The following is a 23,958-nucleotide window of genomic DNA, read 5'->3' on the forward strand; positions in this document are numbered from 1 at the left end:
CGGCCCCCGCGCCGTTCACCGGTGCTCCGGGGCGGGACGGCTCCGCACGCGGGGACGGGTACGGGGGCGTTCGCAGGGCGGAGCCGGGACCGCTCGCGGCCGGGGGCGGGGCCCTCCACCGGCCGGGAACCGCTCAGGGCGAGGCGGCGAGGTGTTCGCCGAGGAACCCGTCCAGACCGTGCCGGGTGACCTGGCTGGCCAACCCTCCCCAGTTGAGGTCGAACATGTGCTCCGCCCAGGGGATCTCCAGGTGCCGGTGCGGGACCCCGGCCGCGTCGAGCCGGGTGGCGAGGCGGCGGTTGTCCTCCGGGTCCACGAACAGGTCGTGGCCGGGCGTGATCAGCATCGTGGGCGGAACCTCCGGCGAGACGTACGTGATGGGCGAGCTCATCGCGTACTCCTCCGGCAGCTCCTCCACGGAGCCGCCCATCAGGCGCTCGCTCTCCTCCAGGAGGTCGCCGCCCATCGGGGAGTTGCGCTGCCGCCAGGGCACCCGGGGCGCCTCGGCGGTCCCGTCGGCCACCGAGTACCAGGCCACGACCGCGTCGACGCCGGTGTCGGGCACGTCGCAGCTCGGCGGGATCTCCCCGTCCGAGCTGTACCCGGCCAGGAGAGCGAGCAGGCCGCCCGCCGACTGGCCGGTGACGGCGACCCGGCTGGGGTCGGCCCCGTACTCCGCGGCGTGCTCGCGGGCCCAGCCGATCGCGCACTTGACGTCGGAGACCGGTACCGACCAGTCGCCGTCCGGGAAGTAGCGGTAGTCGACGTCGAACACCACGTGCCCGCTGTCGGCCAGCCACGTGTCCCAGCGGGGCAGGAGGCTCTGCGGCAGGTCGTCCGCACCCCCGTGGACGTTCACCACGATCGGCAGCGGGGCGTCCTCCTCCCGCTCCGCGGGCTCCCACACGTCCAGCTCCAGGTCCTGCGGGTCGGAGGCGTCCCCGACCGCCGACTCGCCGGTGCGCAGGTAGACGCGGGCCTCGGGTGCGCGGTCGGCGCTCGTGGCGAGTCCGGCGGCGTACTCTCCGAGGCCGAGCCGGACGCCCTCCGCACGGGCGGTGGACCAGATCGACGCGGGCGGGACGAGCGCGGCGACCAGCACCGCGCCGTTGGCCGCGGCGGCCGCCGCGGCGAGGCGCCGACGCCACACCGTTCCCGTGCCCCCCGCACCCGGGCGCCGCCCGGCCCCTTGCCGGGAGCGCGGACGCCCCGCCGCGAGCAGGGCCAGGAGCAGGCCGACCACGGCCAGGGCGGCGAACACCAGGCTGAACTCCAGTACCAGCAGTCCGTACTGCCACGCGTCCCAGGAGGGCGGCGGCAGCAGGACGAGCGCGGCTGCGCCCGCCCCGACAAGCGCGGCCGTGCCCGCGAGGGCGGTCGCCAGCCAGCGGACTGCCGCGGCGGCGCGATTCCGTCGGTCCATGGTCTCCCCTTCGACAACTATTCGATACGTCCGTATCGATACGAACGTATCAGAACGCGGGCTGTGTCAGAATGTGGCCGTGCCCAGGTACGTGGACAAGGACGGACGCCGCCGACAGGTGGCCGCCGCCCTGCACCGGATCGCCGCCCGCGAGGGCCTGGAGAGCGTCAGCATCCGCACCGTGGCGGCCGAGGCCGGGCTCTCCGTCGGAGCCGTCCAGCGCGACTTCGGGACCAAGGAGGCGCTTCTCCTCTTCGCCATGCACGAGGTCGTCGACGCGGTCTCCGCGCGGCTCGCCCGGGTGCGGATCGGCCCGGGTCTGCTCTCCTTCGCCGAGGGGCTGCGGCAGGTGCTCACCGACCTGCTGCCGACCGACGACGAGCGCCTGGCCGAGGCCCGCGTCTGGTCGGCGTTCTACGCCCGCGCGGCCGTGGACGCCGAGTTCGCGGAGGTGCTGGCCGGGTTCGACGTCCGGGCCCGCGCGGCTCTGCGCGCCGCCGTCGGCTGGGCGGACGAGCGGGGGGAGCTGGCTCCCGGCCAGGACCCGGACGCCCTGGTGGAACTCCTGCTGGTCCTCGTGGACGGGATCTGGCTCAGCGCCGTACGCCAGCCCCCGGGCGCCCCGCTGGACGCCCAGCGCGCCGCGGTGGAGGCGGCGGTCGCGGCGGTCACGCGCGGGTAGAGGTCCTGTGCTGCCCTCCGGCGTCACCCCGGTCACCGACCCGGCGGTCACGCACGGGTAGGCGTCCCGTACGGGGGCCGTCCGCGCCGTCGGCGCGGGCGCCAGTCGGGACGGCCCGCGGGGGCGGGGCCACCGGGCGGGGGTCCACCGGGAAGGTAGGGGCTCCTGCGGCCGCCTCCCGTGCGTGGTGCGGCCCTGTCGGCAGCGCCACCGCGACGGCCTCGTGGTCGCTTGCGGCCGTTTCCCCCTTCCCTCCGTGTGACCGCACCGCCCCCGCGGGCGCGGTGCGGGGGAGGGGCTTCCGGAGAAGAGAGGATTAGGTTAGCCTTACCTGACTGTCTTCTATTCGAGGTGGTCGCCCGTGAACGCCCCCGTTCCCCCTCCCGCCGATCGCGCCCGTTCCACCCTGGCCCGGGGCGGTCCGGTGACCGTGGCGGCGGCCTCGGACCGGCTCGGCGAGGCGGGGACCGTGCACCTGGAGGGCGCCCCCTGCCACGTGCACGCCGACGGCGCCGTGAGCCTCCTGCTGCCCGACGGCCACCCGCTCACGGACCCCCGTCCCCGGGGCCCTGTGGTGATGGCGGAGTTCACCGACCTGTCACCCGTTCTGATGCGCGACAGGGTGCGGGCGGTGCTGTGGGTGAGCGGCGCTGTGGAGGCCCTGGAGCACGCCCACGCCCGCGTCCGCGCAGCCCGGCTGCCCGAGGCCGCCACCGACGACCGGCTGCTGGAGATCGGGCACGGCCTGACGATGGTGGTCCTGCGCACCGCCCTGGTGGTCCAGTCCGACCATGACGGGGCCCACGTGCTCGGTCCGGCCGAACTGGCCGCCGCGCGCCCCGACCCGTTCTGCCTGTGGGAGGCGCCCTGGCTGCGCCACCTCGACGAGGACCACGCGGACCTGGTGGGCGACCTGCTGGCCGCAGCTCCGGGCGCCGCGCGCGGAGGCAGACCCCGGCCCCTGGGCGTGGACCGCCTCGGGCTGCGGCTGCGGGTGGAGACCGTGCGTGGGTACCACGACGTGCACCTGCCCTTCACCCGCCCGGCGCGCACCCCCGACGACGTCGCCGTCCAGGTGCACCGGCTGGCCGGGCACCCCGTCCCCCAGGGCTACGACCGGGGATGAGCGGTCGCCGGAGGGCGGGCGCGGCCGAGGGGGCCGGAGGAGCCGCCACGACCGCGGACGGGCGGCCGCCGCACCGGCCCGATGACATTTGTCAGTGCGCGCGCCGGTAGGTTCCCCCGTGCGGCCGGTGATAACGGCGTCTGTTCCGCGTGAGCCGTTCCGCGGGAACCTGGGGACATGACGACGACAGCGAGCACCGCGGCCGCCGACCCCGGCCGACAGGACGCCACCGGCCCGGCGGTGGTCGTCCGCGACCTGCACCAGCACTACGGCGACTTCGAGGCGGTCAAGGGGGTCTCCTTCGAGATCCACCCCGGCGAGCTGTTCGCCCTCCTCGGGACCAACGGCGCGGGCAAGACCACCACCATCGAGACGATGGAGGGCTTCCGCCGCCCCAGCTCCGGCAGTGTCCGGGTCTTCGGCCTCGACCCCTACGGCCAGCCCGCCGGAGTCCGGGAGCGCACCAACGCCGTCCTCCAGGGCAGCGGCCTGCTGGAGGACCTGAGCGTCGCCGAGACCCTTCACCTGGCCCGCGACCTCGCCGCCACGCCCAGGGACACGGACGAGACGCTGGAGCTGGTCGGCCTCGCCGACAAGCGCGGGGTCGCGGTCCGCCAGCTGTCCGGAGGCCAGAAGCGCCGCCTGGACCTGGCGCTGGCACTGCTGACCAGGCCCGAGGTCCTGTACCTGGACGAGCCCACCACCGGCATGGACGCCGAGGGCCGCATCGAGACCTGGCGCATCGTCAACGACCTCAAGCGGGAGGGCGTGGCGGTCCTGCTCACCACCCACTACCTGGAGGAGGCCGAGCGGCTCGCCGACCGGCTGGCGATCATGCACCGCGGCGAGGTCCGCGTGGAGGGGACGATCCAGGAGGTCCTCGCGGGCTGGGGCGACCGGGTGAGCTTCGTGCTGCCCCCGAACGTGCGAACCGCCGACCTGCCCCGCGTCGAGGGCGCGGACGTCTCCGTGGAGACGCGCGGCCAGGCGCTGTGGGCCACCTACACGGTCACGCGGGGGAACGTCGAGGAGCGGGCGCACCACACGGTGGCCGCGCTCATGTCCTGGGCCGTGGAGAACGGCACCGTCCTGCGCAGCCTCCAGGTGCGCAGCGCCTCCCTGGAGGACGTGTTCCTCCGGGTCGCCGACGGCGCCGCCGACCTGGTCTGACACGGGCCGCAGCGCTCCGTGCCCCCCCTGCCCCGCACAGTCCTTCGAGGAGACACCGCGATGACCGCGAACACCGCCGCCCCCGCCGCCGACGCCACCGGCGTCCGGCCCGGCGTCAGCTGGACCAAGCAGGCCGTCCGCCTGGCCCGGACAGAGTTCACCCTGTTCGCGCGGTACAAGACCGCCTGGATGTACCTGGCCCTGCCGCTCTTCTTCGCCTTCATGACCACGAGCCTCCCCAACGACGAGGTCGTCCCCGGCTTCGGGACGGGGCAGATGGCCATGGTCGCCACCATCGGGTCCATCGGGCTCATCCTGGGCGTCGGCCACCCCTCCAACGTGTTCACCGCGCGGAGGGAGTCCCTGGTCCTCAAGCGGCTGCGGGTCAGCGGGGTGCCCCAGCTGGCGGTCTTCGGCGGCGTCATCGGAGCCGTGGCGGTCCTCTCCCTGGCGATCACGGTGGTGGTGGCCGCCCTGGTCCTGGTCTTCTTCGGCAGCCTCCCCCGGGACCCGCTGATGCTCGCCGTCGCGGTCGTCCTCAGCTCCGTCATGTTCTCCCTGATGGGGCTGCTCATCACCCCGATCGTCCGCAACGCCGAGTCCGCCCAGATGATCTCGATGCTGCCCATGCTGGTCCTGCTGTTCGTGGGCGGCGGTCTCATCCCGCTGGAGTTCCTGCCGGAGACCGCTCGCGTGATCATCGGCTTCGTCCCGTCGGTCCCCGCCGGGGAGATGGCGCAGACCGCCTACTCCGGCTACGACGCCTTCCGGGGCTTCGGGGACGGGGAGGAGAAGGGCTACCTCGCCCTGTGGGTCGCGGCCCTGCCCTCCATCGGGATCATGCTCGCCTGGATCGCGGTGCTGGCTCTGCTGGTGCGCCGCTACTTCAGGTGGGACCCCCGCCAGCCGTAGGGCGGGCGCGGGGCGCCGGGGAGGCCGGGGACGGACGGCCTGCCCCGGCCTTTTCCCGCACGGGCCCGGAAGGGCCTGTGGACGACCGTTCGGCGGGGTCCGGACGGACTCTCCCGACACGCCCCCGCGCGAAGGTGGCACACTGTCGGCGACCCGTACGGACGACGGCGGTCTCCCGCGCAGAGCCGTTCTTCCGCTGTCCGGCGGAGTCCAGCACACCGAGGAGTCACGTTGAGCGACCACGGCACGGCCTCCGCCGAGTACGCGCCCTCCGCCGAGTACACGGCCTCCGACCGGGAGGGCGACCGCAGGGTCCGCTTCGCCCGGCGCATCGTCATCGTCTCGGTGGGCTTCACCTCGCTGCTCGTCGTGGGGATGCCCCTGGTGGACGTCATCACGGCCGCGGCCTCGGACTGGCCCCTGTGGCGCTCCCTGACCGGGGTGGTCGTCTCCGTGCCGATCGCCGTGCTGCTGATCGTGATGCTCCGGGCCAGGCTGGACGGCAGGCGGAATCCGGACCCGCGCGCCTACTGGACCTCGCTCGGCCTGATCGCCGTGGCCGTCCTGTGCCTCCAGGAGCCGATCAATACCGTGTTCTTCCTGGCCGCGTGGTGGGGGACCGGGGTCTTCCTCGCCCCGCGCAGGCGCAGCGCCTACGTCACCGCCGCCCTGCTGGCGCTGCCCTGGCTCGTGGTCCCGTTCTACGGGTTCGAGACGCAGTTCCAGCCGCTCCTCTACCTGCTGGTGTGGATGCTGATGGTCTTCAGCGGACTGATGTTCGCCGGGGGCTCGCTCTCCATGATCTGGCTGTGGGACATCAGCCGCGAGGCCGTCGCGGGACAGCGGGCGCGCGCCCAGCTGGCGGTGAGCGAGGAGCGGCTCCGCTTCGCCCGCGACATGCACGACCTGCTCGGGCACAGCCTCTCCGCGCTCGCGGTCAAGGCCCAGCTGGCCGGACGGCTCGTGGAGCGGGACCCCGGGCGGGCGGGCGCGGAGATGGCGGAGGTGCAGGTGCTCGCCAGACAGGCGCTCCAGCAGGTGAGGTCGGCGGTCAGCGGCTACCGGGAGGTCGACCTGGCGGACGAGACGGAGGCCGTCCGCGCGGTGCTCGACGCGGGGGGAACCAGGACGGTCGCCACCGGGCTGGAGGGGCTGGACCTGCCGCCGCGGACCGCCGCGCTCGCCGCCTGGGTGGTGCGCGAGGGCGGCACGAACGTCCTGCGGCACAGCGACGCCAACGAGTGCCAGATCAGCTTCACCCTCGCCCGCGACAGCGCCGTGGGCCCCCGGACGCTCGTGGTCGAGGTGTTCAACGACCGCTCCCGGGGCGGCGGCCAGGACGGGAGGGAGTCGGGCAACGGGCTCGCCGGTCTGTCCGAGCGGGTCGCCATGGGCGGCGGCACCCTCTCCGCGGCCCGCACCCCGGAGGGGGGCTTCCTGCTCCGCGCGGTCCTGCCGCTCTGACGTCCCGGTTCAGCGCGTGCCCACCGAGTCGAAGGCCGCGTCGATGTCCTCGCTGGCGCCGTCCCCGCCCGCGGTGTTGACCCCGAGCATGAACGCGCCCCGGCCGTCGTTCAGCTCCACGATCACGAAGCGGCCGTAGGTGTCCCCCGAGTCGCTGCCCATGGTCGCTCCGAAGGCGGGCAGCCCGTCCACGTCGGTCTGGCCGGAGGGCTCGGCCCACACGCCGCCCTCGGCGGCCAGGCCGGCCGCCAGGTCCACGGCCAGGCGCACCCCGGCCACCGCGATCGGCTCCACCGAACCGAGTTCCTCGGTGCCGGTGACGATGACCGCGTCCGGGTCCCCGGCCGGACCGAGGACCGCGTAGGAGGTGTACTCCGAGGGGACCTCCTCGCCGCCGAGCCTGTTCCACTCCCCACCGGGGAGTTCGTAGGCCAACCCGGCCGGGGAGTCCGCGCCGGTGTCCCCGCCGTCCGCCGGGTCCCGCGGGGCGTCCTCCGTCCCCCCGGTGCCGCTCTCTTCCTCCCCCGCGCCACCGCCGTCGGCCGCGTCTCCGCTCTCCCCGGCCGACTCCGGAGCCGAACCGGACAGCGGCCCGCCGTCGGAGAGGAACCAGCCGAGTCCGGCCGCGGTGGCCAGCAGGAAGGCGAAGGTCACGACGAGGGCGATGGTGAGGGTGACCCGACGGGCGTTGTCCGGCTCGCGGCCGTCGGTGCGGGGGCGGGGACCGACGCGGTGTCGGTCGCCGCGGTCCGGCCTTTCCGGTCCTGGTGGCATCAGGGGCTCCTGTGTGCTGCTGGGGGGTTCCCGGGGGCCGGGGCCCACAGAAGCACTACCCAGACCGGGGCGCGCGGAGACGGACCGCCGTGGCCGGATCGGGCCGCCCCCGGACAGCTTGGTCGGACGGCGTGGTCGGCCGGTGCGGCCGGGCTCCGCCGTTCCGGGCGGCCGGAGGGGACTCCGGGCCGTGGGCGGGGGAGGGGCGGGACGGCCTCAGACGTGCCAGGGGGCGAGGGGCAGCGGGGACCACAGGATGTGGGGCTCGGGCACGTCGCGGGGCGCGGGCAGCACCGTGGGCGGCAGCCGGTACTCGGCCGGGAGCGGATCGGTGGACCACGAGCGCCGCGTGCCGGGGGCCTCGTCGCGCGGCCGGACGACGTGGCCGGGCACGGGGCCCACCGCCGGGGGAGGCTGCTCGGGGGCCAGGTCGCGGACGTGTGCCGTCCCGTCGGCGGGGCCGGACCCGTCGCGGGGGAGGGGGCCGCCGGGACGGGCCGGTTCGGCGGGGGCCGCGGGCGCCCCGGACAGCCCGAGCACCCGGTCGATCTCCTCGGGGCTGAGCGGGCGGTCGGCGTCGGCCACCGCGATGAGCACCTCGGCGTACAGTTCGATCTCGTCCAGCGCGACGTGGTCGTGGAGGTGGTCGTGCAGGTCGAGGCTGTGGTTCACGTGAGCTCACCCCCTGGGACAACGGTGTCGCGGCAGGACGGGACACCCCGCGCCGGAGTGCCGTGGGTGCGGGTGCGACGGATCCGGACCCACGCGAGCGTGAGGAGTACCAGGCTACGCGCAGGGCGGACCGGTGCGCATGACCCGTGAGGACCAGGCGGCGGAGTCACCCGGGTTAGCCAGGAGGGGGCCCGGCCTGGGCGGACGCGGTGCTTTCGGACCACCGGGCCGGTGCCCCGGGTACGACTTTCGTCCCCGCCCGGCGTGACGTCAGGCCCAGGTGACCTCCTGGTGCTGGGCGGCGAGCGACGCGTAGTGGGCCGGAGTGTGCTGGAGCACCAGCCGGTCGTCGTCGTTGAGCTCACGCACCACCTTGCCCGGCACACCAGCCCACAGCGTGTCCGGCGGGACGGTCTTGCCCGGCGGCACCAGGGCGCCCGCCGCGACCAGTGCGCCCCGGCCGACGCGGGCGCCGCCCAGCACGATGGCGCCGATGCCGATGAGAGCGCCCTCCTCCACGACCGCGCCGTGCACCATCGCCTTGTGGCCCAGACTCACGTCGTCGTGCAGGACGACGGGCTCACCGGGGTCGGAGTGCAGGCCGCACTGGTCCTGGATGTTGACCCGCTCACCGACCACGATGTCCTCGGTGTCGGCGCGCAGCACCGACCCGTACCACACGCTGCTCCGGGCGCCCAGGCGCACGCGGCCGACCACCACCGCGCCGGGCGCGATCCACGCGCTCGGATGGACCTCCGGTCGTCCGAAGTCCGCTCCGCCCACGCGGGGCCCCGCGTGCCCGCCTTCCGTACGGCCGTTGTCCATCTCGTGGCCCTCCCTGCGTCTCGTACCGCCGTGTCCGTCTCCCCCGGGAGGGGGCGGATCAGCGGGAAGTTGACCGCTCTGCCCCCGTACGGGGATGATCGCGCATACCTTAGTAAGAACGTGACCGGGGTCCGCACGGCGATGTGCCGGTCGGGGATCTTGACGCGGCCGCGCCGCGCGTGTCTACCTTGGTCGCCTGGACGGTGTCCACGGCGTTACGCTCCGCTCCCGACCGGTGCCCCCAGGCGGCCGGGCCGGTATGCAGAAAAGAGCACTATCGGGCGTATGTCGCTGACGAGACCAATCCGGTGTCGTGGTGACAATGGGTACGGGTCAACTCGCACCTTCTGCGTCGTACAGTCACAACGGTGTAAGGACATGAAGGGCACATGAGCGATATGTTGCCGGGCGGCGGACTCCAGCAGGACAGGTTTCCGACGGTGCGCAAGGGCGGCTATGACAAGGCGCACGTCGACGACTACTTCGTGCGGACGGACAACCAGGTCAAGAGCCTCCGCGAGCGCCTCCAGCGGTTGGACGACGAGCTGGAGCAGTACAAGCGCGACCTCGCCATCGCCCGTGAGAAGGCGCAGGTCAAGCCGGAGCACGAGCAGATCAGCGAGCGCATGGCCGAGATCCTGCGCATCGCCGAGGAGGAGGCCCAGGAGCGCCGCTCCAGGGTCGAGTCCGAGGTGAAGGAGGCCGAGAAGAAGGCCCAGGAGGAGATCGCCAAGTACCGCAAGGACGCCGAGGAGCACGCCGAGCGGATCCTGTCCTCCGCGCGCTCGGAGGCCCACTCGATGGTCGACAGCGCCAAGAAGGAGTCCGACCAGCTCCGGGACCAGGCCAAGCAGGAGGGCGAGCGCCGCCTGAACGAGGCCGAGGCGCGCGCGAAGAAGATCCACGACACCGCGGACCGCAGGCTCGCCACCCTCACCGCCACGCACGCCGAGGCGCTGCGCCGCCTCAAGGACATGCACTCGACCCTGGCCGACCTGGTCGCGGCCGAGGACAAGGCGGGCGCGCTGGAGAGCGGGCTCTCCCGCGAGGAGATGGCGGCCGCTCCCGCCCCCGCCAAGCCGGTCCCGGCCAAGCCCGCCGCGGCGGCCAAGGCCCCGGCCCCCGAGCGTGCCGCGGAGCCCTCCCGGCCCCAGCCCCGTCCCGAGGCGGCCGCTCCCGCCCCGGCCAAGCCGGCCCCGGCCGCGCCCGGGGACAAGGACGAGGCCACCACCAAGCTGCCCCCCCTCCAGCAGCAGCCGGACGAGGCGACCGTGCGCATCAGGCCGGTGGCCAAGCCGGAGCAGGCCGGCCAGGACCCGGCGGGGGCCTCCTCCCCGAAGGACCAGGCCCAGTCCGCTCCCCGTCCCCCGCAGGGCGCCCGCTTCACCGGCCCCGCCCCCGAGGGCGACGAGAAGCCGCAGTCCGGCCAGCAGCAGGGCCAGGCGGGTCCGCAGCAGCCGCAGTCCGGCCAGGAGCAGGGCCAGAAGCAGCCGCAGTCTGGTCCGCAGCAGGGCCAGAAGGGCCAGGAGCAGGGCGGCGACCCGGGCATCACCGGTATCTACCGCCACCCGGAGTCCGGCCACAACCAGCCGCCCAAGGGCGAGGACGGCGTCCGGGTCATCCGCAAGCCCTGACCCGCGGCCGCGCGCGGACGGGAGCGCCCGGGGAGCCCTCCCCGGCCAGTCCCCGAGGCCCGCGGAGCGCCCCGGCGGCGCACCGGCCCGGAACGCGATCCGGGGGCGGGGACCATGTCCCCGCCCCCGGCGTTTTGTGGCCCGATGTAGGGTGACGTCCGCCTTGTCGCAGGCTGTCGGCTACGATGCCGACAGCCATGATTATCCGCGCGGCCATCCGGTCGGACCTCGGTGCGATTCTGCGTCTTCTCAGGGAACTCGGCGACACCACCCACGCGCAGAGCGCGCACGTTCGCATGTCCTCCGCCGCCGTACGCGCCTGGACGCGGATGGAGAACGACCCCGACCGCACGATCCTCGTCGCCGAGCAGCGCGGCCAGATCATCGGCACCCTGGACCTGCTGGTCGTGGCCAACCTGACCCACGACGCCCAGCCCTGGGCCGTGGTGGACAACCTCGTGGTCGACCCCCTGGCCCGGGGCCGGGGCATCGGCCGGGCGCTCATGGAGGACGCGCTCGACCGCGCCACGCGGGCCGGGTGCTACAAGGTGGAGCTGCTGGCGCACGAGAACGGCCAGGACGTCCACCGGTTCCACACCGCGCTGGGCTTCGACAGCTCCGCCGAGGGCTTCCGCCGCTACCTGTGACCCGCGGGCGTCAGCGCTTGGCCGCCGAGCCCCCGCTCAGCGGCACGCCCCGCATGAACACCACGGTGACCAGCCCGATCACGGCGATCGGGATCCCCGCCAGGAACACGCCCTGCATGGCGTGGTCGAAGGCGCCCACGACCACCTCGCGGACCGGCCCCGGCAGCGAGTGCACCAGTTCGGGGGAGCCCTGCGCGGCCTCGGCCGCCTCGGACAGTCCGACCGACAGCTCCCGCGCCCCCGAGTCGGTCCCGGCCGCGGCGTCCGCCGCCACCCGGGCCCGCGCGTCGGCCGACGCCTGGGCCAGCTCGCCGTTGAGCCGTCCCACCATCACCGCGCCGAACGCGGCCACGCCGGTGGCGCCGCCCAGGTTGCGGAAGAACACGACGGAGGCCGTGCCCGTGGCCATGTCGGCCAGGGGCAGGGCGCTCTGCGTCGCCAGCAGCAGGATCTGCATGCACAGGCCCAGCCCCAGGCCGACCATCACCTGGCCCGCGACCACCGTGGTCAGCCCGGTGTCCAGATAGGCCAGGCTGAGGGCGGCGAACCCGAACAGGCACAGGGCCATGCCCGTGACCGGGTAGGCCTTCCACCGGCCGCTGCCGCCCACCGCGTAGCCGGAGCCGATCGAGGTGAGCAGGAACGACGCCACCAGCGGCAGCGTCATCAGGCCCGAAACGGTCGGCGTCATGCCGTGCACCATCTGGAGGTACTGCGGCATGTAGATGATCAGGCCGAACATCATCATCCCGACGCAGGCCGACCCGAGCGAGGACAGCACGAACGTCCGGTCGCCGAACAGGCGTGCCGGGATGATCGGCTCCCGCGCCCGCCGCTCGACCACCACGGCCGCGGCGGTGAGCAGGAGGGCCCCGGCGCCCAGGGCGTAGGACAGCGGCGAGTTCCACGGGAACTGGGTGCCGCCCAGGCTGAGCAGCACGATCACGGTGCTCGCGGCGCTGAAGATCAGCCCGGCGCCCAGCCAGTCCACCGGCGCGTCGCGGCGGGGGACGAAGGGCATGGTGAACATGAACTGGATGACGACGAAGGCGAACAGGGCCAGCGGCACGGTGATGAGGAAGCACCACCGCCAGCCGAGCGGGCTGTCCACGAGGAACCCGCCCACCAGCGGCCCCAGCACGGTGGACACCCCGAACACCATGCCGATGAGTCCGCTGTAGCGGCCGCGCTCGCGGGGCGGGACCACGTCTCCCAGGATGATGTTGGGCAGTGTGGCCAGCCCGCCGACGCCCAGCCCCTGGAGGGCGCGGGCCGCGATCAGCCAGTTGATGTCCTGCGCCAGGCCCGCGGCGACCGAGGCCACGATGAAGATGCCCAGGGCCAGCTGGAAGAGGAGCTTGCGCCCCCAGACGTCGGAGAGCTTGCCCCACACGGGGGTGGAGGCCGTCATCGTGAGCAGGGCGGCCGTGGCGACCCAGGCCAGGCGGTCCTGGCCGCCCAGCTCCCCCATGATCGTCGGCAGTGCGGTGCCCACGATGGAGTTGGTGAGCATCGAGGTGAGCATGGCCAGGACCAGGCCGACCATGATTCGGCGCACCACGCGGCCCGAGGGCAGCTCGGGGGTCCCGTCGGCGGCGGAGCCGGCCGGGGCGCCCGCCGCGGAGGAGGCCTCGGGGGCGTCCCCGGCCGGGGCGCTCCCGTTCGGGGCCTCCGTCAGCGGTGTCTCGGTGGGGGGATCATCGGAGGTCCGTGTTCGCGCGACCGTTCGGGGTTCGACGCCCGGGGGAGTGTCCCCGGTTCCGGCCCCTCCACGCAACGACTGTTCCACACAAGCCCCCGATCGCGGACGCACGAAAGGCCCCGCGGCGTGCTGCCGGGGGCGTCGTCCTGTTCCCAGGTATATGTAAACACTGTTGACCTGTCAAATCGATATCTCTCCGCACGTTTCGGTATGCGACGGTTCTCCAGAAGTGTCAACCTGGAGTACTGACCGCCAGTTCGCAGCCGCCAAGGGGTACGCAGATGGACCGTCCGGAGGAAACCGGAGGCGGCCCCGGGCCGACGCGGGGTCGCGAGGCCACCAGAGCCCGCATTCTGGCCAGCGCCAAGGAGCTGTTCACCAACGAGGGCTACGGGTCGGTGTCGTCGAGGATGATCGCCGCGCACGCGGGGGTCAACGTCGCGCTCATCAACCGCTACTTCGGCGCCAAGAGCGGACTGCTGACCGAACTCCTGCGCGAGGACGGCGTCTTCCCCGGGCTGATCGAGGGCGAACCCGCCACCCTCACCCGGCGCCTGGCGGAGCAGGCGGTGAGCCGCCTGCACGGCGAGGCCACCGCGCTCCAGCGCGCCCTGGACGACTCCGCGGGCGACCCCGACCTCCAGGCGGTCTACCAGGGGCGGATCACCAGCGCGATGATCGACCCGCTGACGGTCTACCTCGGCGGGAACGACGGCCGGGCGCACGCCTCCCTGCTCTCGGCCGTGATGCTGGGGCTGACCAGGGTGCGCGTGGTCGAGGGGGCCACGGCGCTGCGCGCGCTCGACCGCGACCGGCTCACGGACCGGGTCCAGGCGCTGCTGGACCTGTGCCTGGACGACTTCGCCGAGGGGGACGGGGACGCGCCGGAGGGCGGGTGACCACGGCGGTCCCGATCCGCCCGGGCGGGCGACACGTTTTGCCGGGACGGCAAAGAACTTCGCGCCCCGTGGACCGCGCGTGGAGAGTGGAGCGCGGAGGTGGTCGACATGACCGGTGAGGACACGGCGGACTCCCTGCCCGAGGAGATGGGCGAGGACTTCTGGAACGAGCGCTACCGCTCACGGGAACGGATCTGGAGCGGCAGGCCCAACCGCCACCTGGTGGCCGAGGCGGCCGGCCTCGAAGCCGGGCGGGCGCTGGACGTGGGCGGCGGCGAGGGCGCCGACGCGATCTGGTTGGCCGAACGCGGCTGGCGGGTGACCGCGCTCGACATCTCGACCGTGGCGCTGGACAAGGGAGCCGCCCACGCACGCGAGCGGGGCGGGGACGTGCCCGGGCGCATCACCTGGCAGCGGGCGGACGTGACCCGCTGGTCCCCGGACGAGGGCGCGTTCGACCTGGTGACCTCGCAGTTCATGCACCTGCGCGAACGCTGGCGCGCGCGGTTCTTCGCCGCGCTGGCCTCGGCGGTGGCGCCCGGGGGAGAACTCCTGGTCGTCGCGCACCACCCCCGCGACCTGGAGGAGGGCGTACCGCGCCCGCCGGACCCGGACCTGTTCTACACGGGCGACGAGGTGGTGGCGGCCCTGCCCCGGCGGGAGTGGACCGTGCTGGCCGACGAGGTCCGCACCGGGACGGCGGTCGTCGGCGAGGAGACCTTCACCGTGCACGACCTGGTGGTCCGCGCCCGCCGCGAGGCCTGACCGGGGCCGGTCGGAGGCGGCGGGGAACGGCCGGGGCCCGGGAGGGCCCCGGCCGACCGGGGCTCAGTCCCGGAGCTTGGCCACCACGTCGATCTCGACCAGGATGTTCGCCAGGTCCGAACCCACGGTGGTGCGCACGGGGTAGGGCGCGCTGAAGTGCTCCTCGTACACGGCGTTGAACTCCGGGAAGTCCGCCTTGAGGTTCTCCAGGTGGACGGTCGCCTTCACGACGTCGTCCAGCGTCAGGCCGTGCTCGGCCAGCACGGCGGAGATGTTGGCCAGCACCTGGGCGGTCTGCTCGCCCACGGTCGGGGCCACGCGGCCGGTCTCGGGCTCCTGCGGGCCGAAGCCCGCGGTGTACAGGAACCCGCCCGCGACCACTCCCTGGCTGTACGCCCCGGCCGGAGCGGGGGCCTTGTCGGTGCGGACCGCCTTCTTGGACATCCGTGGACTCCTTCGCTGGTCTGCTCCGGCGGCGCGTGCGCGCGCCGGTGCCCGTGCCGTTTCACGGGCGCTTTACTGGCAACAAAGTTATCAATTTTCTTCCGGGCAGCGTATCTTGGCCACACCGGACACCGGTCGGCCGCGCGCCGCACCGGAGTGACCGGTACGTCGAACGGAGGAACAGTGCATTCCGAGACCGTACTCACCGGCGGACTGGTGGTCGACGGCACCGGCGGTCCCTCCCGCCGCGCCGACCTCGTCCTCCGCGACGGACGCATCGCCCACATCGTCCCACCCGGCGGCGCGCGCACCACAGGCACCGTCGTGGACGTGGAGGGGCTCGCGGTCACCCCGGGGTTCGTCGACATGCACTCCCACTCGGACCTGGCCGTCCTCGCAGACCCCGCGCACGAGGCCAAGACCCTCCAGGGCGTCACCCTGGAGGTCCTGGGCCAGGACGGGCTCGGCTACGCCCCCGTCACCGACGACACCGCCGGGGAGCTGCGCGCCCAGCTCGCCGCGTGGAACGGCCGCCCCGACCTCGACCACTCCTGGCGCACCGTCGGCGAGTACCTCGACCGGATCGACGCGGGCGCCCCCGTCAACGCCGCCGTCCTCGTCCCCCAGGGCAACGTGCGCATGGCCGTCCTGGGCGGCGAGGACCGCCCGCCCACCGACGACGAACTCGACCGCATGCGCCGGATCGTCGCCCGGGGCATGGCCGACGGCGCGCACGGACTGTCCGCCGGCCTGACCTACACCCCCGGTATGTACGCCACCGACGACGAGATCGTCGCCCTCCTCGAACCCGTCCGCGCCGCGGGCGGCTACTACTGCCCCCACCACCGCAACTACGGCTCCCGGGTCGTGGAGTCCTACCGCGAGTGCCTGGAGATCGCGCGCCGCGCCCAGGTCGCCCTGCACCTGGCGCACTGCCACGTCAACTTCCCGCAGAACCGCGGCCGCGCCCCCGAGGTCCTGGACGCCATCGACGAGGCCACCGTCCACTACGGCCTCGACGTCACCCTCGACAGCTACCCCTACCGGGCCAGCGCCACCCACCTGGGCGCACCGCTGCCCAGCTGGGTGCAGGTCGGCGGCACCGCCGCCACCCTGGAGCGCCTGCGCGACGCCCCCACCCGCGCCCGCGTCCTGCGCGAGATCGAGGAGGAGGGCACCGACGGCAACCACGGGGTCCCCATGGACTGGTCCGCCATCGTCGTCACCGGCGTCGCCGACCCCGGGCTGTCCTGGGCCGTCGGATCCTCCGTCGCCGACCTCGCGCGCACGCGCGGACGCCTCCCCGGCGACCTCTACATGGAGCTGCTCGTGGCCGACGAGCTGCGCAGCGGCTGCCTGCTCCAGGTGGGCAACGAGGAGAACATCCGCACCATCATGCGACACAGCTCCCACACCGCCGGGAGCGACGGCATCCTCGTCGGCGCCGTGCCGCACCCGCGCGGCTGGGGCACCTTCCCCCGCTACCTGGGCCACTACGTGCGCGAACTCGGCGTGCTCACGCTGGAGGAGTGCGTCCGCCACCTCACCTCCCGGCCCGCGCGTAGACTCGGCCTCACCGACCGCGGCGTCATCCGGAGCGGTGCCGTCGCCGACCTGGTGGTCCTGGACCCCGCCACCGTGGACGCCCGCGCCACCTACGAGGAACCGCGCCTGGCCCCCCGGGGCGTCCACCACGTCCTCGTGTCGGGAGACTTCACCGTCCGGGACGGCCGTCGCACCGACCGCCTGCCCGGCCGATCCGTCCGGAGGAACCACCGATGAGCGAGCACCCGACCCCCGCGGGGAGCGAGCCGACCAGCAGAGCCGACGCCGTCTGCGTCGGCGAGACCATGGCGGTGCTCGCCTCGGCCGAGGCGCTCGCGGCCGGAACGAAGCTGGTCGTGGGCACCGGCGGCGCGGAGTCCAACGTGGCGGTCGCCCTGGCGGCCCTGGGGCACGCCGCCGCCTGGGTCAGCCGGGTCGGCGACGACCCCTTCGGCCGCATCGTCACCGGCGCCGTCGCCGGGTGCGGCGCGGACGTGACCGGCGTGGAGGTGGACCCCGAGCGCCCCACCGGCCTGTACGTCAAGGACACCGGTCCCGGCGGCGCGGGCGTGCTGTACTACCGCGCCGGTTCGGCCGCCTCCGCCCTGTCGGCCGCCGACGCCGAGCGGGTGTGGGCGCGCGACCCCGGCGTGGTCCACCTGTCCGGCATCACCCCGGCCCTGTCCGCGCGCGCCGCCGCGCTCGTGGAGCACCTGCTGGACCGGCGGACCGGGAACGGCGCGCTGCGCTCCTTCGACGTCAACCACCGGCCCGCGCTGTGGGGGGCCAGGACCGCCGCGCCGGTGCTGCTCGACCTGGCCCGCCGCGCCGACGTGGTCTTCGTGGGCCGGGACGAGGCCGAGCGGCTGTGGGGCACCCCGGCGGCCGAGGACGTGCGGGCGGTGCTGCCCGAGGTGCCGGTCCTGGTGGTCAAGGACGCCGAGCACGGCGCGACCTGCTTCGACTCCGAGGGCGCTGTGTTCGTGCCGTCCCCGCCGGTGGACGTGGTCGAGGCGGTGGGCGCGGGCGACGCGTTCGCCGCCGGTTTCCTGTCCGGCCTGCTCGACGGGCTGTCCGTGGAGCAGCGGCTGCGGCTGGGCCACGCGGTCGCGGGCGCGGTGCTGCGCTCGCCCGGGGACGTCCTGGAGGCCCTGCCCGCGGACGTCGCCCTCGTCCGCGGTTCCGCGGGGGCCTGAGCGCCCGCCCCGGCCCTCAGCCGATGACGATGGCGCCCGCCAGGACCGGGTCGCCGAAGCTCACCGAGCCGTGTCCGGAGGCCAGCGCGCGGCTGCCCTGGCAGCTCGTGCCCGCGAAGAGCGCGAACTTGACCCTGCTCTCCGTGGAGATCCCGGTGACGCCCCCCTGCCCCGTCTTGAGGGTGCGGCAGCCCCCGTTCTCCACGGTCTGCTGGTAGCCGGACTCGAAGGTGACCCGGACCGGGGGAGCCTGGTCCTGTCTGCTCGACAGCCCGGCGATCGCTCCGGCGATGGTGGCGGACATGGTGGCGAGGTTCGCAGGGCGGATCGGCACGGTAACTCCCCTTCTCTGCCGGCCCGCAGGGGGCTCCCGGCGAGCACGGAGTTGGTTACTCTGTGTCATTTAGCTACAGCTTCACGAGAACCGAGAGGAGCCCCGGCGGAGTGTCGGCGGATTTCTGCGCCCGCCGACCGCCGCCGTCCGCCCCGGGGCGCGGCCGGGCGTTGTGGGGCGCCGCCGCCGCGCATACAATGCGGTTCGACCGGAACGGGGAGGTGAGGGCGCCATGAGCCTCCTTCTCGCGTTCTTCGAGTTCCTCATGCTGGGCGTGGTCCCCGCCGAACTCCTGCCGGTCCCCGGCTCCCTGGCGCTGCTGGTCGCCGCCGTCGGCGCGGCCGTCGCCTGGTACGTCCTCCGCGGTACCTGGGCCTGCCCGGCGCGCGACGCCGCCGCGGGAGCGGTGCGCGCGATGCGCCGCAGGTCCGCGCGCCTGCCCGTGCTCACCCTGTGTGACCCCGATGCGGCGGGACGGCCCCGTCCCAGAGCCCCCGGCGCGGCCCTTCCGGCCGCTCGCTGACCCCTTCTCCGACACGCTCCCGTGTGCGCGCGCCCGCGCCGCGCCCCGGGTGTGCGCTGCGCCCTGCGCGTGCGCGGTCGCGAGCGGCCCGACGTCTGTTCCCCTCCCACCGGACGAAGGGCCTTCCCGCCTTGTACAGCCTCGGGCCGATCGCGGCCGCCATGACCCTGCTCTCGACCGTCCTGTCCGCCCTCACCTCACTGCTCGCCCCCCTCGCCGGGGGCCTGGCCGCCGGGCTGGCCGTCGTGGCCCTGACCGTGGCCGTGCGCCTCCTGCTCGTCCCCCTCGGGGTGGTGCAGGTCCGCGCCGAGAAGGCACGCGCGCGCCTTGCCCCGCAGCTGGCGAGGATCACCGCCCGGCACCGCGGGAACCCCGAACGGCTCGTCGCCGAACAGCGCCGGGTCTACGCCGAGGCGGGCACCTCCCCGCTGGCGGGCTGCCTGCCCTCCCTCGCCCAGGTCCCCGTCATGATCGCCCTCTACGGCGTGTTCATCGGCGCGGGCGGCGGTGAGGAGGCGATGCTCGCGCACACCTTCGGCGGCGTCGAACTGGGCGCGACCCTGCTGGGCGGCGCGGGCGGTGCGTCCGCGGCTCCCGTGTTCGCCGCGCTCCTGGCCCTGATCGCCCTCGTGGCCTGGGCCAACCGCCGCTACCTCATGCTGCCCGCGATGCGGGCGGGCGCCGAGGCCGACCCGGGCCGGCCCCAGCTCCCCGGGCTCCTGACCTACACGCAGTTCACGACCGTGGCGGTCGCCGCGTTCGTACCGCTGGCGGGGGGCCTGTACCTGCTGACCTCCAGCGCGTGGGCGCTGGGGGAGCGGCTCCTGCTGCGCCGGGTCGTCCCGGACTGAGCCGTGGCGCGGTCCCCGGAGCGCTCCGGGGACCGCCGGTCCGTCAGAAGTCCACGCTGACGCAGGCCAGGCGGTCGCCCGCCGTGCCCGCCTCGCCCTCACCGGTGTGGGTGTGGTGCTCGTGCAGCACCAGCGACCGGGCCTCGCCCTCGCGGAACCCCCAGTCCACCGTGCTGGTCGCGCGGGCGTTGCCGTCGTCGTCGGTGGTGAAGTCCAGCCAGACCTCGTTCTCGGGGTTGGCGTAGGCGGGGTCGCTGGAGGGCTCGTCCTCCGTGGCGGCCGGGTCGGGCTCGTTCTGGTAGTGGGGGCCCGCGTCGGCCGGGTCGTCGCCGCAGGGCCGGGTGTGCACGTGGGCGCCGAAGTCGCGGCCCCCCTCCAGGCTGGTGCCGGTGAACTGCACGTGGGTCTGCCCGTCCTGGGTGCGCACCTGCACGTCGGAGGTGGCCCCCTCGGGCACGGCGGTCTCGTCGTAGGTGATGGCGCCCGCGCCCTCGCCGGGCGGCAGGAAGATCGACGCGGTCACGCTGGGGGAGGCGCTGGGCGAGGACTGCGGGGACTCCTGGGCGGCCGAGCCGTCGTCCTCCGCGGTGTCGGACTGCGCGCAACCGGTGGCGAGGGTCGCGGTCAGGGCCAGGCCGACGGCGAACGGTGTGATGCGCATGACGGAACTCCCGGTTGCTCTCAGCGGTCGCCCGCAAGACTACCCAAGGTACCCGAGGGATAACTAGGCGTGCGGAACGCGTTCTGCCGGGGGCGGGAAGGGCGACCTGAGGGTGAAGGCCCCGGGGGTGGGGCCTTCGGCGCGCAACAGGTCCAGGCGCCTTCCGGCCTCCTCGACAGTGGGGATCGTACCGCTGGGAATCCACCACAGGACCAGATACGCCTCCCGCAGGTGCTCGAACCACTCGCGGCGCCCGCGCAGCAGCTCCAGGTGCTCACTGCGGTAGGTGAAGTTCCACAGCGACTCCACGTCCCGCCAGACGGAGTAGTTGATCAGGAGGGCGCCGCCGAAGGGCCGCAGGCCGGTGGCGTCCTCCTTGCCCTCCTCCACCAGCCGCCACACGAACCCCGGGGCGCTGTCGGCCAGCGCGTTGATCGGGTCGATGCGGGCGGTGAAGCCCGCCATGGAGGGGTCGTCGAGGGGGGCCTTGAGGACGCCGACGTTGATCTGGGCCAGGTGGTACCCGGAGGGGGAGGTCTCGTTCACGGGACACAGCAGACCACGGCCGGTCTTCTATGTCAATGCTCGTTGTTTTTGGAAATCACCACGCAGCACCGGCCCGGACGGGCGTCCATCCGGGCCTCCGCGCCGTCCTCGCCGCGCCCCTCCAGCAGGCCGCGCAGCAGTTCCAGGTTGAGTCCGCAGGCGAGCGGGGGGAAGGCGCGGGCCAGGGTGTGGAAGGGGCAGTTGAGCAGCCGCACGCCGCCGTCCTCCTCCGGGGCCCCGTCCGGCCCGGAGCCGTCCCCAGGGGTGCGGGCCGCCCCCTCCCCGGGCTCGTAGCCCCGGGCGCGCAGCAGCTCCACCAGGGGCTCCTCCCGGTGTCCCGCACCGATCCGGCGGCCCTCCTCGCGGGCGGCCGCGTGCAGGGCCTCCTCGGCCCCGTGCCGCTCCACCGCCTCCGCCAGCACGTGCGCGGCCAGTTCGTAGTCCCTCGGCGGCAGGTGCAGCGACAGCTCCCGGTCCGCCCGCCGGTACAGCTTGGCCGGACGGCCCGACCCCGGCCCCTCGCGGCCGCTCACCTTGCGGCGGGCCACCTCCAGCAGGCCCGCGTCGGCCAGCCGGTCCAGGTGGTGCGCGGCCAGGGTGCGCTGGATGCCGAGGGCGTCCGCGGCCTGGCCGCGGCTGACCTCTCCGCGCGCCGCGGCCACGTACTCGTACAGCCTGCGGCGCACGGGGTCGGCGAGGGTCTGCGCGGCGTCGATCGAGGAGTCGTCCATGCCCCCCATTGTCGGCGCGGCCCGGTACGGCGCGCGGTGGGACACTGGTGGAGGACCACGACCCCTGCCGAACAGGTGACATGCGAACGATCAGACACGGCGGCGAGCACGAGCTGGAGATCCGCAGGTCCCGCTTCGTCTGCGCCCTGGCCAGGGCGGACACCGAGGACGCCGCTCGCGCCTTCATCGCCGAGCGCCGCAAGGAGCACTGGGGCGCCAACCACAACTGCACCGCCTACGTGCTCGGCGACCAGGGCGAGGTCCAGCGCTCCAGCGACGACGGCGAGCCCTCCGGGACCGCGGGGCTGCCCATGCTGGAGGTGCTGCGGCGCAGGGGGATCACCGACACCGTCGCCGTTGTCACCCGCTACTTCGGCGGTGTCAAGCTCGGCGCGGGCGGGCTGATCCGCGCCTACGGCAACGCGGTGTCCGCCGCCGTGGACGCGCTCGGGGTCCTGGAACGCCGCGAGCTCCTCGTCGTGGACGTGTTCGCCGACTACGTGCTCGGCGGACGCCTGGAGAGCGACCTGCGCGACTCCTCCCTGACCGTGCGCGACGTCGCCTACGCCGACAGGGTCCGGATCGAGGTGGCGCTGCCCGGGGCCGACCTGCCCGCGTTCGGGGTCCGCCTGGCCGAGCTGACCGGGGGGAGGGCGGAGTTCGAGGTGCGGGGGACCACGGTCGTCGAGGTGGAGCCCTGAGCCCGCGCCACGTCCCATGGCTGTAACGACTCGCTCTCCCTGTGTCCGCCCGTCGCGGCGCGGCTTAGGATTTGCCGTAAACGTCATCGTTCGTGGGGAGAAACCGTCCATGCGCCGCTCACGGGTGCCCGGGGCCCTCACCTGTGGACTCGCGGTGCTGCTGGCCACCGCGTGCACCGGTGATCCGGAACCCTCCGCGCCCCCTCCGGGGGAGGAGCCCGCCCCCGTCCCGACCGTGTTCGAGGGGCAGGCGCCGCCCGGTGTCGAGGGCGAGGTACTGCGCTACCTGCACGGCGGTTCCGCCGACGTCCACGAGATCTTCGCCGACCCCCTCGGCGTGCGCATCAGCCCGGTCGGCGACGCCTTCCTGGTCAGCTCCGGCAGCGAGGACCGCCACCTGCTGCACGACGCCGCCACCGGCGAGACCCTGTGGGAGGGCGCGGCTCGCTTCGACGGCTTCGGCACCGACCGCGACGGCGAGCGGGTACTGCTCATGGCGGACGCCGACGGTCTGCCGTTCGTCCTCGACGCCCGCGGCGAGCTGCTGTGGGAACCGGAGCGGGAGGGCGACGCCTACCTCGACGGCCTCGCCGTGCGCCGCCCCGAGGGGTGGACCGCGGAGGAGCCCCACGGATCGTTCTCGCTGCTCGACGGCGGGGGCGACGCGCTGTGGGACTACGAGTTCGAGGCTCCGGCCGAGCCGGAGGAGGAGTCCTCCGAGGGCGGGTCCGGCGAATCCGGGTCCGGCGAGGAGGAGCAGGGGTCCGGGGCCGAGGAGGAGCAGGGGTCCGGGGCCGAGGAGGAGCCCGGGGAACCGGCCCTGGGCGTGCCCGTGGCCGCACGCGAGGACTTGGTCCTGCTCGCCACCGGAGGCCCCGTCCTGCACGCCCGCTCCGTCGGAGCCGACACCGCGGGCGAGGAGCTGTGGACGGTCGACGGCGGGGACGAGGACCTGGGCCTGCCCACCTCCTCCCCGGTTCCCGCGCCGCAGGTGATCGGCTTCTACACGCTCCCCGAACCGGACTCCGCCACCGGGTCCGCGAGCGAGTCGGAGGCCGCGAGCGAGTCCGCGTCCGAGAGCGCCGGGGACGGAGAGGACGGAGCGGACGGGGAGGGCCCGGGGGAGGACGAGTCGGGGGGCGAGGACGTCCTGCTGCTGCGCTGGGCCCAGTCCGAGGCGCCCTCGACCCTCTCCGCGCACGACCCCGGCACCGGCGACCTCCTGTGGATCCTGGAGGAGCCGGGCATGAACCCGGTCGCCGGGGCCTTCGACCCCGACGGCGTCGCGGGCAGCCTCTACGACGAGGCCACGGGAACCCTCCTGCTGCCCCAGGCCAGCGGTGCCGCGCCGGTGGTCGCGGTCGACCTGGCCGGGGGAGAGGTCCTGTGGGGCCTGGAGGAGGAGGCGGGGTCGATCTCCCCGGCCTTCGCCTTCGACGGCCTCGTCTACGGCGACTCCCGCGCCAGCGGCGGACAGGACCGGCAACTGGTGCTCGACGCCGTCACGATGGACGTGGTCGAGGACGAACTCCCGGCGTACGTGGAGGCGGTCACCGAGAGCGGGCACGCCATCCTCGTGCACGACCGGCAGCGCTTCGTCTACGGACCCCTTCCGGACGAGCCCTCCGAGGGGGAGTCCGAGGAGCCCTCCGACGCGGAGGGTTCCGGGGCTCCGGACGACGACGCCAGCTGACCGGCGGCGCCGAGGGGGCGCCCCGGCGGTGGCCTCCG

Annotated in this window: 25 protein-coding genes; 15 read left to right on the forward strand and 10 right to left on the reverse strand. The window is 74.2% G+C overall.

What is annotated here, in order from left to right:
* Positions 1-133 precede the first annotated feature (133 nt).
* Positions 134-1,423, reverse strand: coding sequence for an alpha/beta hydrolase fold domain-containing protein (locus AC0VX6_RS01500; RefSeq protein ID WP_475467221.1), 1,290 nt, complete (start codon positions 1,421-1,423; stop codon positions 134-136).
* 73 nt (positions 1,424-1,496) lie between these two features.
* Between AC0VX6_RS01500 and AC0VX6_RS01505 the strand changes: the two genes are divergently transcribed.
* From AC0VX6_RS01505 to AC0VX6_RS01525, 5 genes are all read left to right on the forward strand, one after another.
* A complete protein-coding gene (locus tag AC0VX6_RS01505) occupies positions 1,497-2,105 on the forward strand; it encodes a TetR/AcrR family transcriptional regulator (protein WP_274975880.1) in 609 nt (202 codons plus the stop codon).
* Between the two features lie 361 nt (positions 2,106-2,466).
* Positions 2,467-3,231 carry a DUF2470 domain-containing protein gene (locus AC0VX6_RS01510; protein WP_475467223.1) on the forward strand — a complete coding sequence of 255 codons (765 nt, stop codon included), beginning with the start codon at positions 2,467-2,469 and terminating at the stop codon, positions 3,229-3,231.
* 177 nt (positions 3,232-3,408) lie between these two features.
* A complete protein-coding gene (locus tag AC0VX6_RS01515; RefSeq protein WP_274975882.1) occupies positions 3,409-4,401 on the forward strand; it encodes an ABC transporter ATP-binding protein in 993 nt (330 codons plus the stop codon).
* Positions 4,402-4,461: 60 nt separating this feature from the next.
* The gene (locus AC0VX6_RS01520; protein ID WP_274975883.1) at positions 4,462-5,313 is read left to right on the forward strand and encodes an ABC transporter permease; all 852 of its coding nucleotides are present in this window, start codon (positions 4,462-4,464) and stop codon (positions 5,311-5,313) included.
* Between the two features lie 231 nt (positions 5,314-5,544).
* A complete protein-coding gene (locus AC0VX6_RS01525; protein WP_274975884.1) occupies positions 5,545-6,777 on the forward strand; it encodes a sensor histidine kinase in 1,233 nt (410 codons plus the stop codon).
* Between the two features lie 9 nt (positions 6,778-6,786).
* Here the strand turns inward: AC0VX6_RS01525 and AC0VX6_RS01530 are convergent, their stop codons facing one another.
* The 3 genes from AC0VX6_RS01530 to AC0VX6_RS01540 all read right to left on the reverse strand — a co-directional run bounded on the left by AC0VX6_RS01530 (position 6,787) and on the right by AC0VX6_RS01540 (position 9,048).
* A complete protein-coding gene (locus AC0VX6_RS01530; RefSeq protein ID WP_475467225.1) occupies positions 6,787-7,551 on the reverse strand; it encodes a hypothetical protein in 765 nt (254 codons plus the stop codon).
* Between the two features lie 216 nt (positions 7,552-7,767).
* On the reverse strand, positions 7,768-8,223 hold the full coding sequence (locus AC0VX6_RS01535; RefSeq protein WP_475467227.1) for a hypothetical protein: 456 nt from the start codon (positions 8,221-8,223) through the stop codon (positions 7,768-7,770).
* 270 nt (positions 8,224-8,493) lie between these two features.
* Positions 8,494-9,048 carry a gamma carbonic anhydrase family protein gene (locus AC0VX6_RS01540; RefSeq protein WP_475467229.1) on the reverse strand — a complete coding sequence of 185 codons (555 nt, stop codon included), beginning with the start codon at positions 9,046-9,048 and terminating at the stop codon, positions 8,494-8,496.
* 398 nt (positions 9,049-9,446) lie between these two features.
* Here AC0VX6_RS01540 and AC0VX6_RS01545 point away from each other — a divergent pair, with 398 nt between their 5' ends.
* Both AC0VX6_RS01545 and AC0VX6_RS01550 read left to right on the forward strand, forming a co-directional pair.
* Positions 9,447-10,682: an ATP synthase F0 subunit B gene (locus AC0VX6_RS01545; protein WP_274978018.1), complete on the forward strand. Its 1,236-nt coding sequence runs from the start codon at positions 9,447-9,449 to the stop codon at positions 10,680-10,682.
* 197 nt (positions 10,683-10,879) lie between these two features.
* Positions 10,880-11,329 (forward strand): GNAT family N-acetyltransferase, encoded by a 450-nt coding sequence (locus AC0VX6_RS01550; protein WP_019609259.1) that lies wholly within the window; start codon positions 10,880-10,882, stop codon positions 11,327-11,329.
* 10 nt (positions 11,330-11,339) lie between these two features.
* On the opposite strand, the gene AC0VX6_RS01555 is transcribed toward AC0VX6_RS01550, so the two are convergent.
* Entirely contained in the window at positions 11,340-13,106 is a 1,767-nt protein-coding gene (locus AC0VX6_RS01555; RefSeq protein ID WP_475469236.1) for an MDR family MFS transporter, read from the reverse strand.
* Between the two features lie 206 nt (positions 13,107-13,312).
* Here AC0VX6_RS01555 and AC0VX6_RS01560 point away from each other — a divergent pair, with 206 nt between their 5' ends.
* Positions 13,313-13,930, forward strand: a complete 618-nt coding sequence (locus AC0VX6_RS01560) for a TetR/AcrR family transcriptional regulator (RefSeq protein WP_274975889.1) — start codon at positions 13,313-13,315, stop codon at positions 13,928-13,930.
* A 108-nt stretch (positions 13,931-14,038) separates the two neighbouring features.
* Complete coding sequence (locus AC0VX6_RS01565) at positions 14,039-14,695, forward strand: SAM-dependent methyltransferase (protein WP_274975890.1); 657 nt, start codon at positions 14,039-14,041, stop codon at positions 14,693-14,695.
* Positions 14,696-14,758: 63 nt separating this feature from the next.
* On the opposite strand, the gene AC0VX6_RS01570 is transcribed toward AC0VX6_RS01565, so the two are convergent.
* Positions 14,759-15,139, reverse strand: coding sequence for a RidA family protein (locus AC0VX6_RS01570; RefSeq protein WP_047868469.1), 381 nt, complete (start codon positions 15,137-15,139; stop codon positions 14,759-14,761).
* Between the two features lie 183 nt (positions 15,140-15,322).
* Here AC0VX6_RS01570 and AC0VX6_RS01575 point away from each other — a divergent pair, with 183 nt between their 5' ends.
* Positions 15,323-16,921, forward strand: coding sequence for an N-acyl-D-amino-acid deacylase family protein (locus AC0VX6_RS01575; protein ID WP_475467231.1), 1,599 nt, complete (start codon positions 15,323-15,325; stop codon positions 16,919-16,921).
* Complete coding sequence (locus AC0VX6_RS01580; protein ID WP_475467233.1) at positions 16,918-17,880, forward strand: sugar kinase; 963 nt, start codon at positions 16,918-16,920, stop codon at positions 17,878-17,880. The genes AC0VX6_RS01575 and AC0VX6_RS01580 overlap by 4 nt, the downstream gene beginning before the upstream one ends.
* Positions 17,881-17,896: 16 nt before the next feature.
* On the opposite strand, the gene AC0VX6_RS01585 is transcribed toward AC0VX6_RS01580, so the two are convergent.
* Entirely contained in the window at positions 17,897-18,214 is a 318-nt protein-coding gene (locus AC0VX6_RS01585) for a hypothetical protein (protein WP_013156478.1), read from the reverse strand.
* Between the two features lie 232 nt (positions 18,215-18,446).
* On the opposite strand from AC0VX6_RS01585, the gene AC0VX6_RS01590 reads away from it, so the two are divergent.
* Positions 18,447-18,737 carry a DUF6412 domain-containing protein gene (locus AC0VX6_RS01590; protein WP_013156479.1) on the forward strand — a complete coding sequence of 97 codons (291 nt, stop codon included), beginning with the start codon at positions 18,447-18,449 and terminating at the stop codon, positions 18,735-18,737.
* A 131-nt stretch (positions 18,738-18,868) separates the two neighbouring features.
* Positions 18,869-19,588, forward strand: a complete 720-nt coding sequence (locus AC0VX6_RS01595; protein WP_475467235.1) for a YidC/Oxa1 family membrane protein insertase — start codon at positions 18,869-18,871, stop codon at positions 19,586-19,588.
* A 43-nt stretch (positions 19,589-19,631) separates the two neighbouring features.
* Here AC0VX6_RS01595 and AC0VX6_RS01600 read toward each other — a convergent pair whose 3' ends face one another.
* The 3 genes from AC0VX6_RS01600 to AC0VX6_RS01610 form a co-directional block, all read right to left on the reverse strand.
* On the reverse strand, positions 19,632-20,249 hold the full coding sequence (locus AC0VX6_RS01600; protein ID WP_274975894.1) for a superoxide dismutase family protein: 618 nt from the start codon (positions 20,247-20,249) through the stop codon (positions 19,632-19,634).
* 63 nt (positions 20,250-20,312) lie between these two features.
* Positions 20,313-20,807, reverse strand: a complete 495-nt coding sequence (locus tag AC0VX6_RS01605) for a DUF3291 domain-containing protein (RefSeq protein ID WP_274978020.1) — start codon at positions 20,805-20,807, stop codon at positions 20,313-20,315.
* Between the two features lie 20 nt (positions 20,808-20,827).
* Positions 20,828-21,526 carry a helix-turn-helix transcriptional regulator gene (locus AC0VX6_RS01610; RefSeq protein ID WP_274975895.1) on the reverse strand — a complete coding sequence of 233 codons (699 nt, stop codon included), beginning with the start codon at positions 21,524-21,526 and terminating at the stop codon, positions 20,828-20,830.
* Between the two features lie 80 nt (positions 21,527-21,606).
* Between AC0VX6_RS01610 and AC0VX6_RS01615 the strand changes: the two genes are divergently transcribed.
* Complete coding sequence (locus AC0VX6_RS01615) at positions 21,607-22,227, forward strand: YigZ family protein (RefSeq protein ID WP_475467236.1); 621 nt, start codon at positions 21,607-21,609, stop codon at positions 22,225-22,227.
* A 109-nt stretch (positions 22,228-22,336) separates the two neighbouring features.
* Positions 22,337-23,920, forward strand: coding sequence for a hypothetical protein (locus AC0VX6_RS01620; protein WP_475467238.1), 1,584 nt, complete (start codon positions 22,337-22,339; stop codon positions 23,918-23,920).
* The last annotated feature ends 38 nt before the right edge of the window (positions 23,921-23,958 follow it).

This window comes from Nocardiopsis sp. iso_25 (assembly GCF_056173305.1).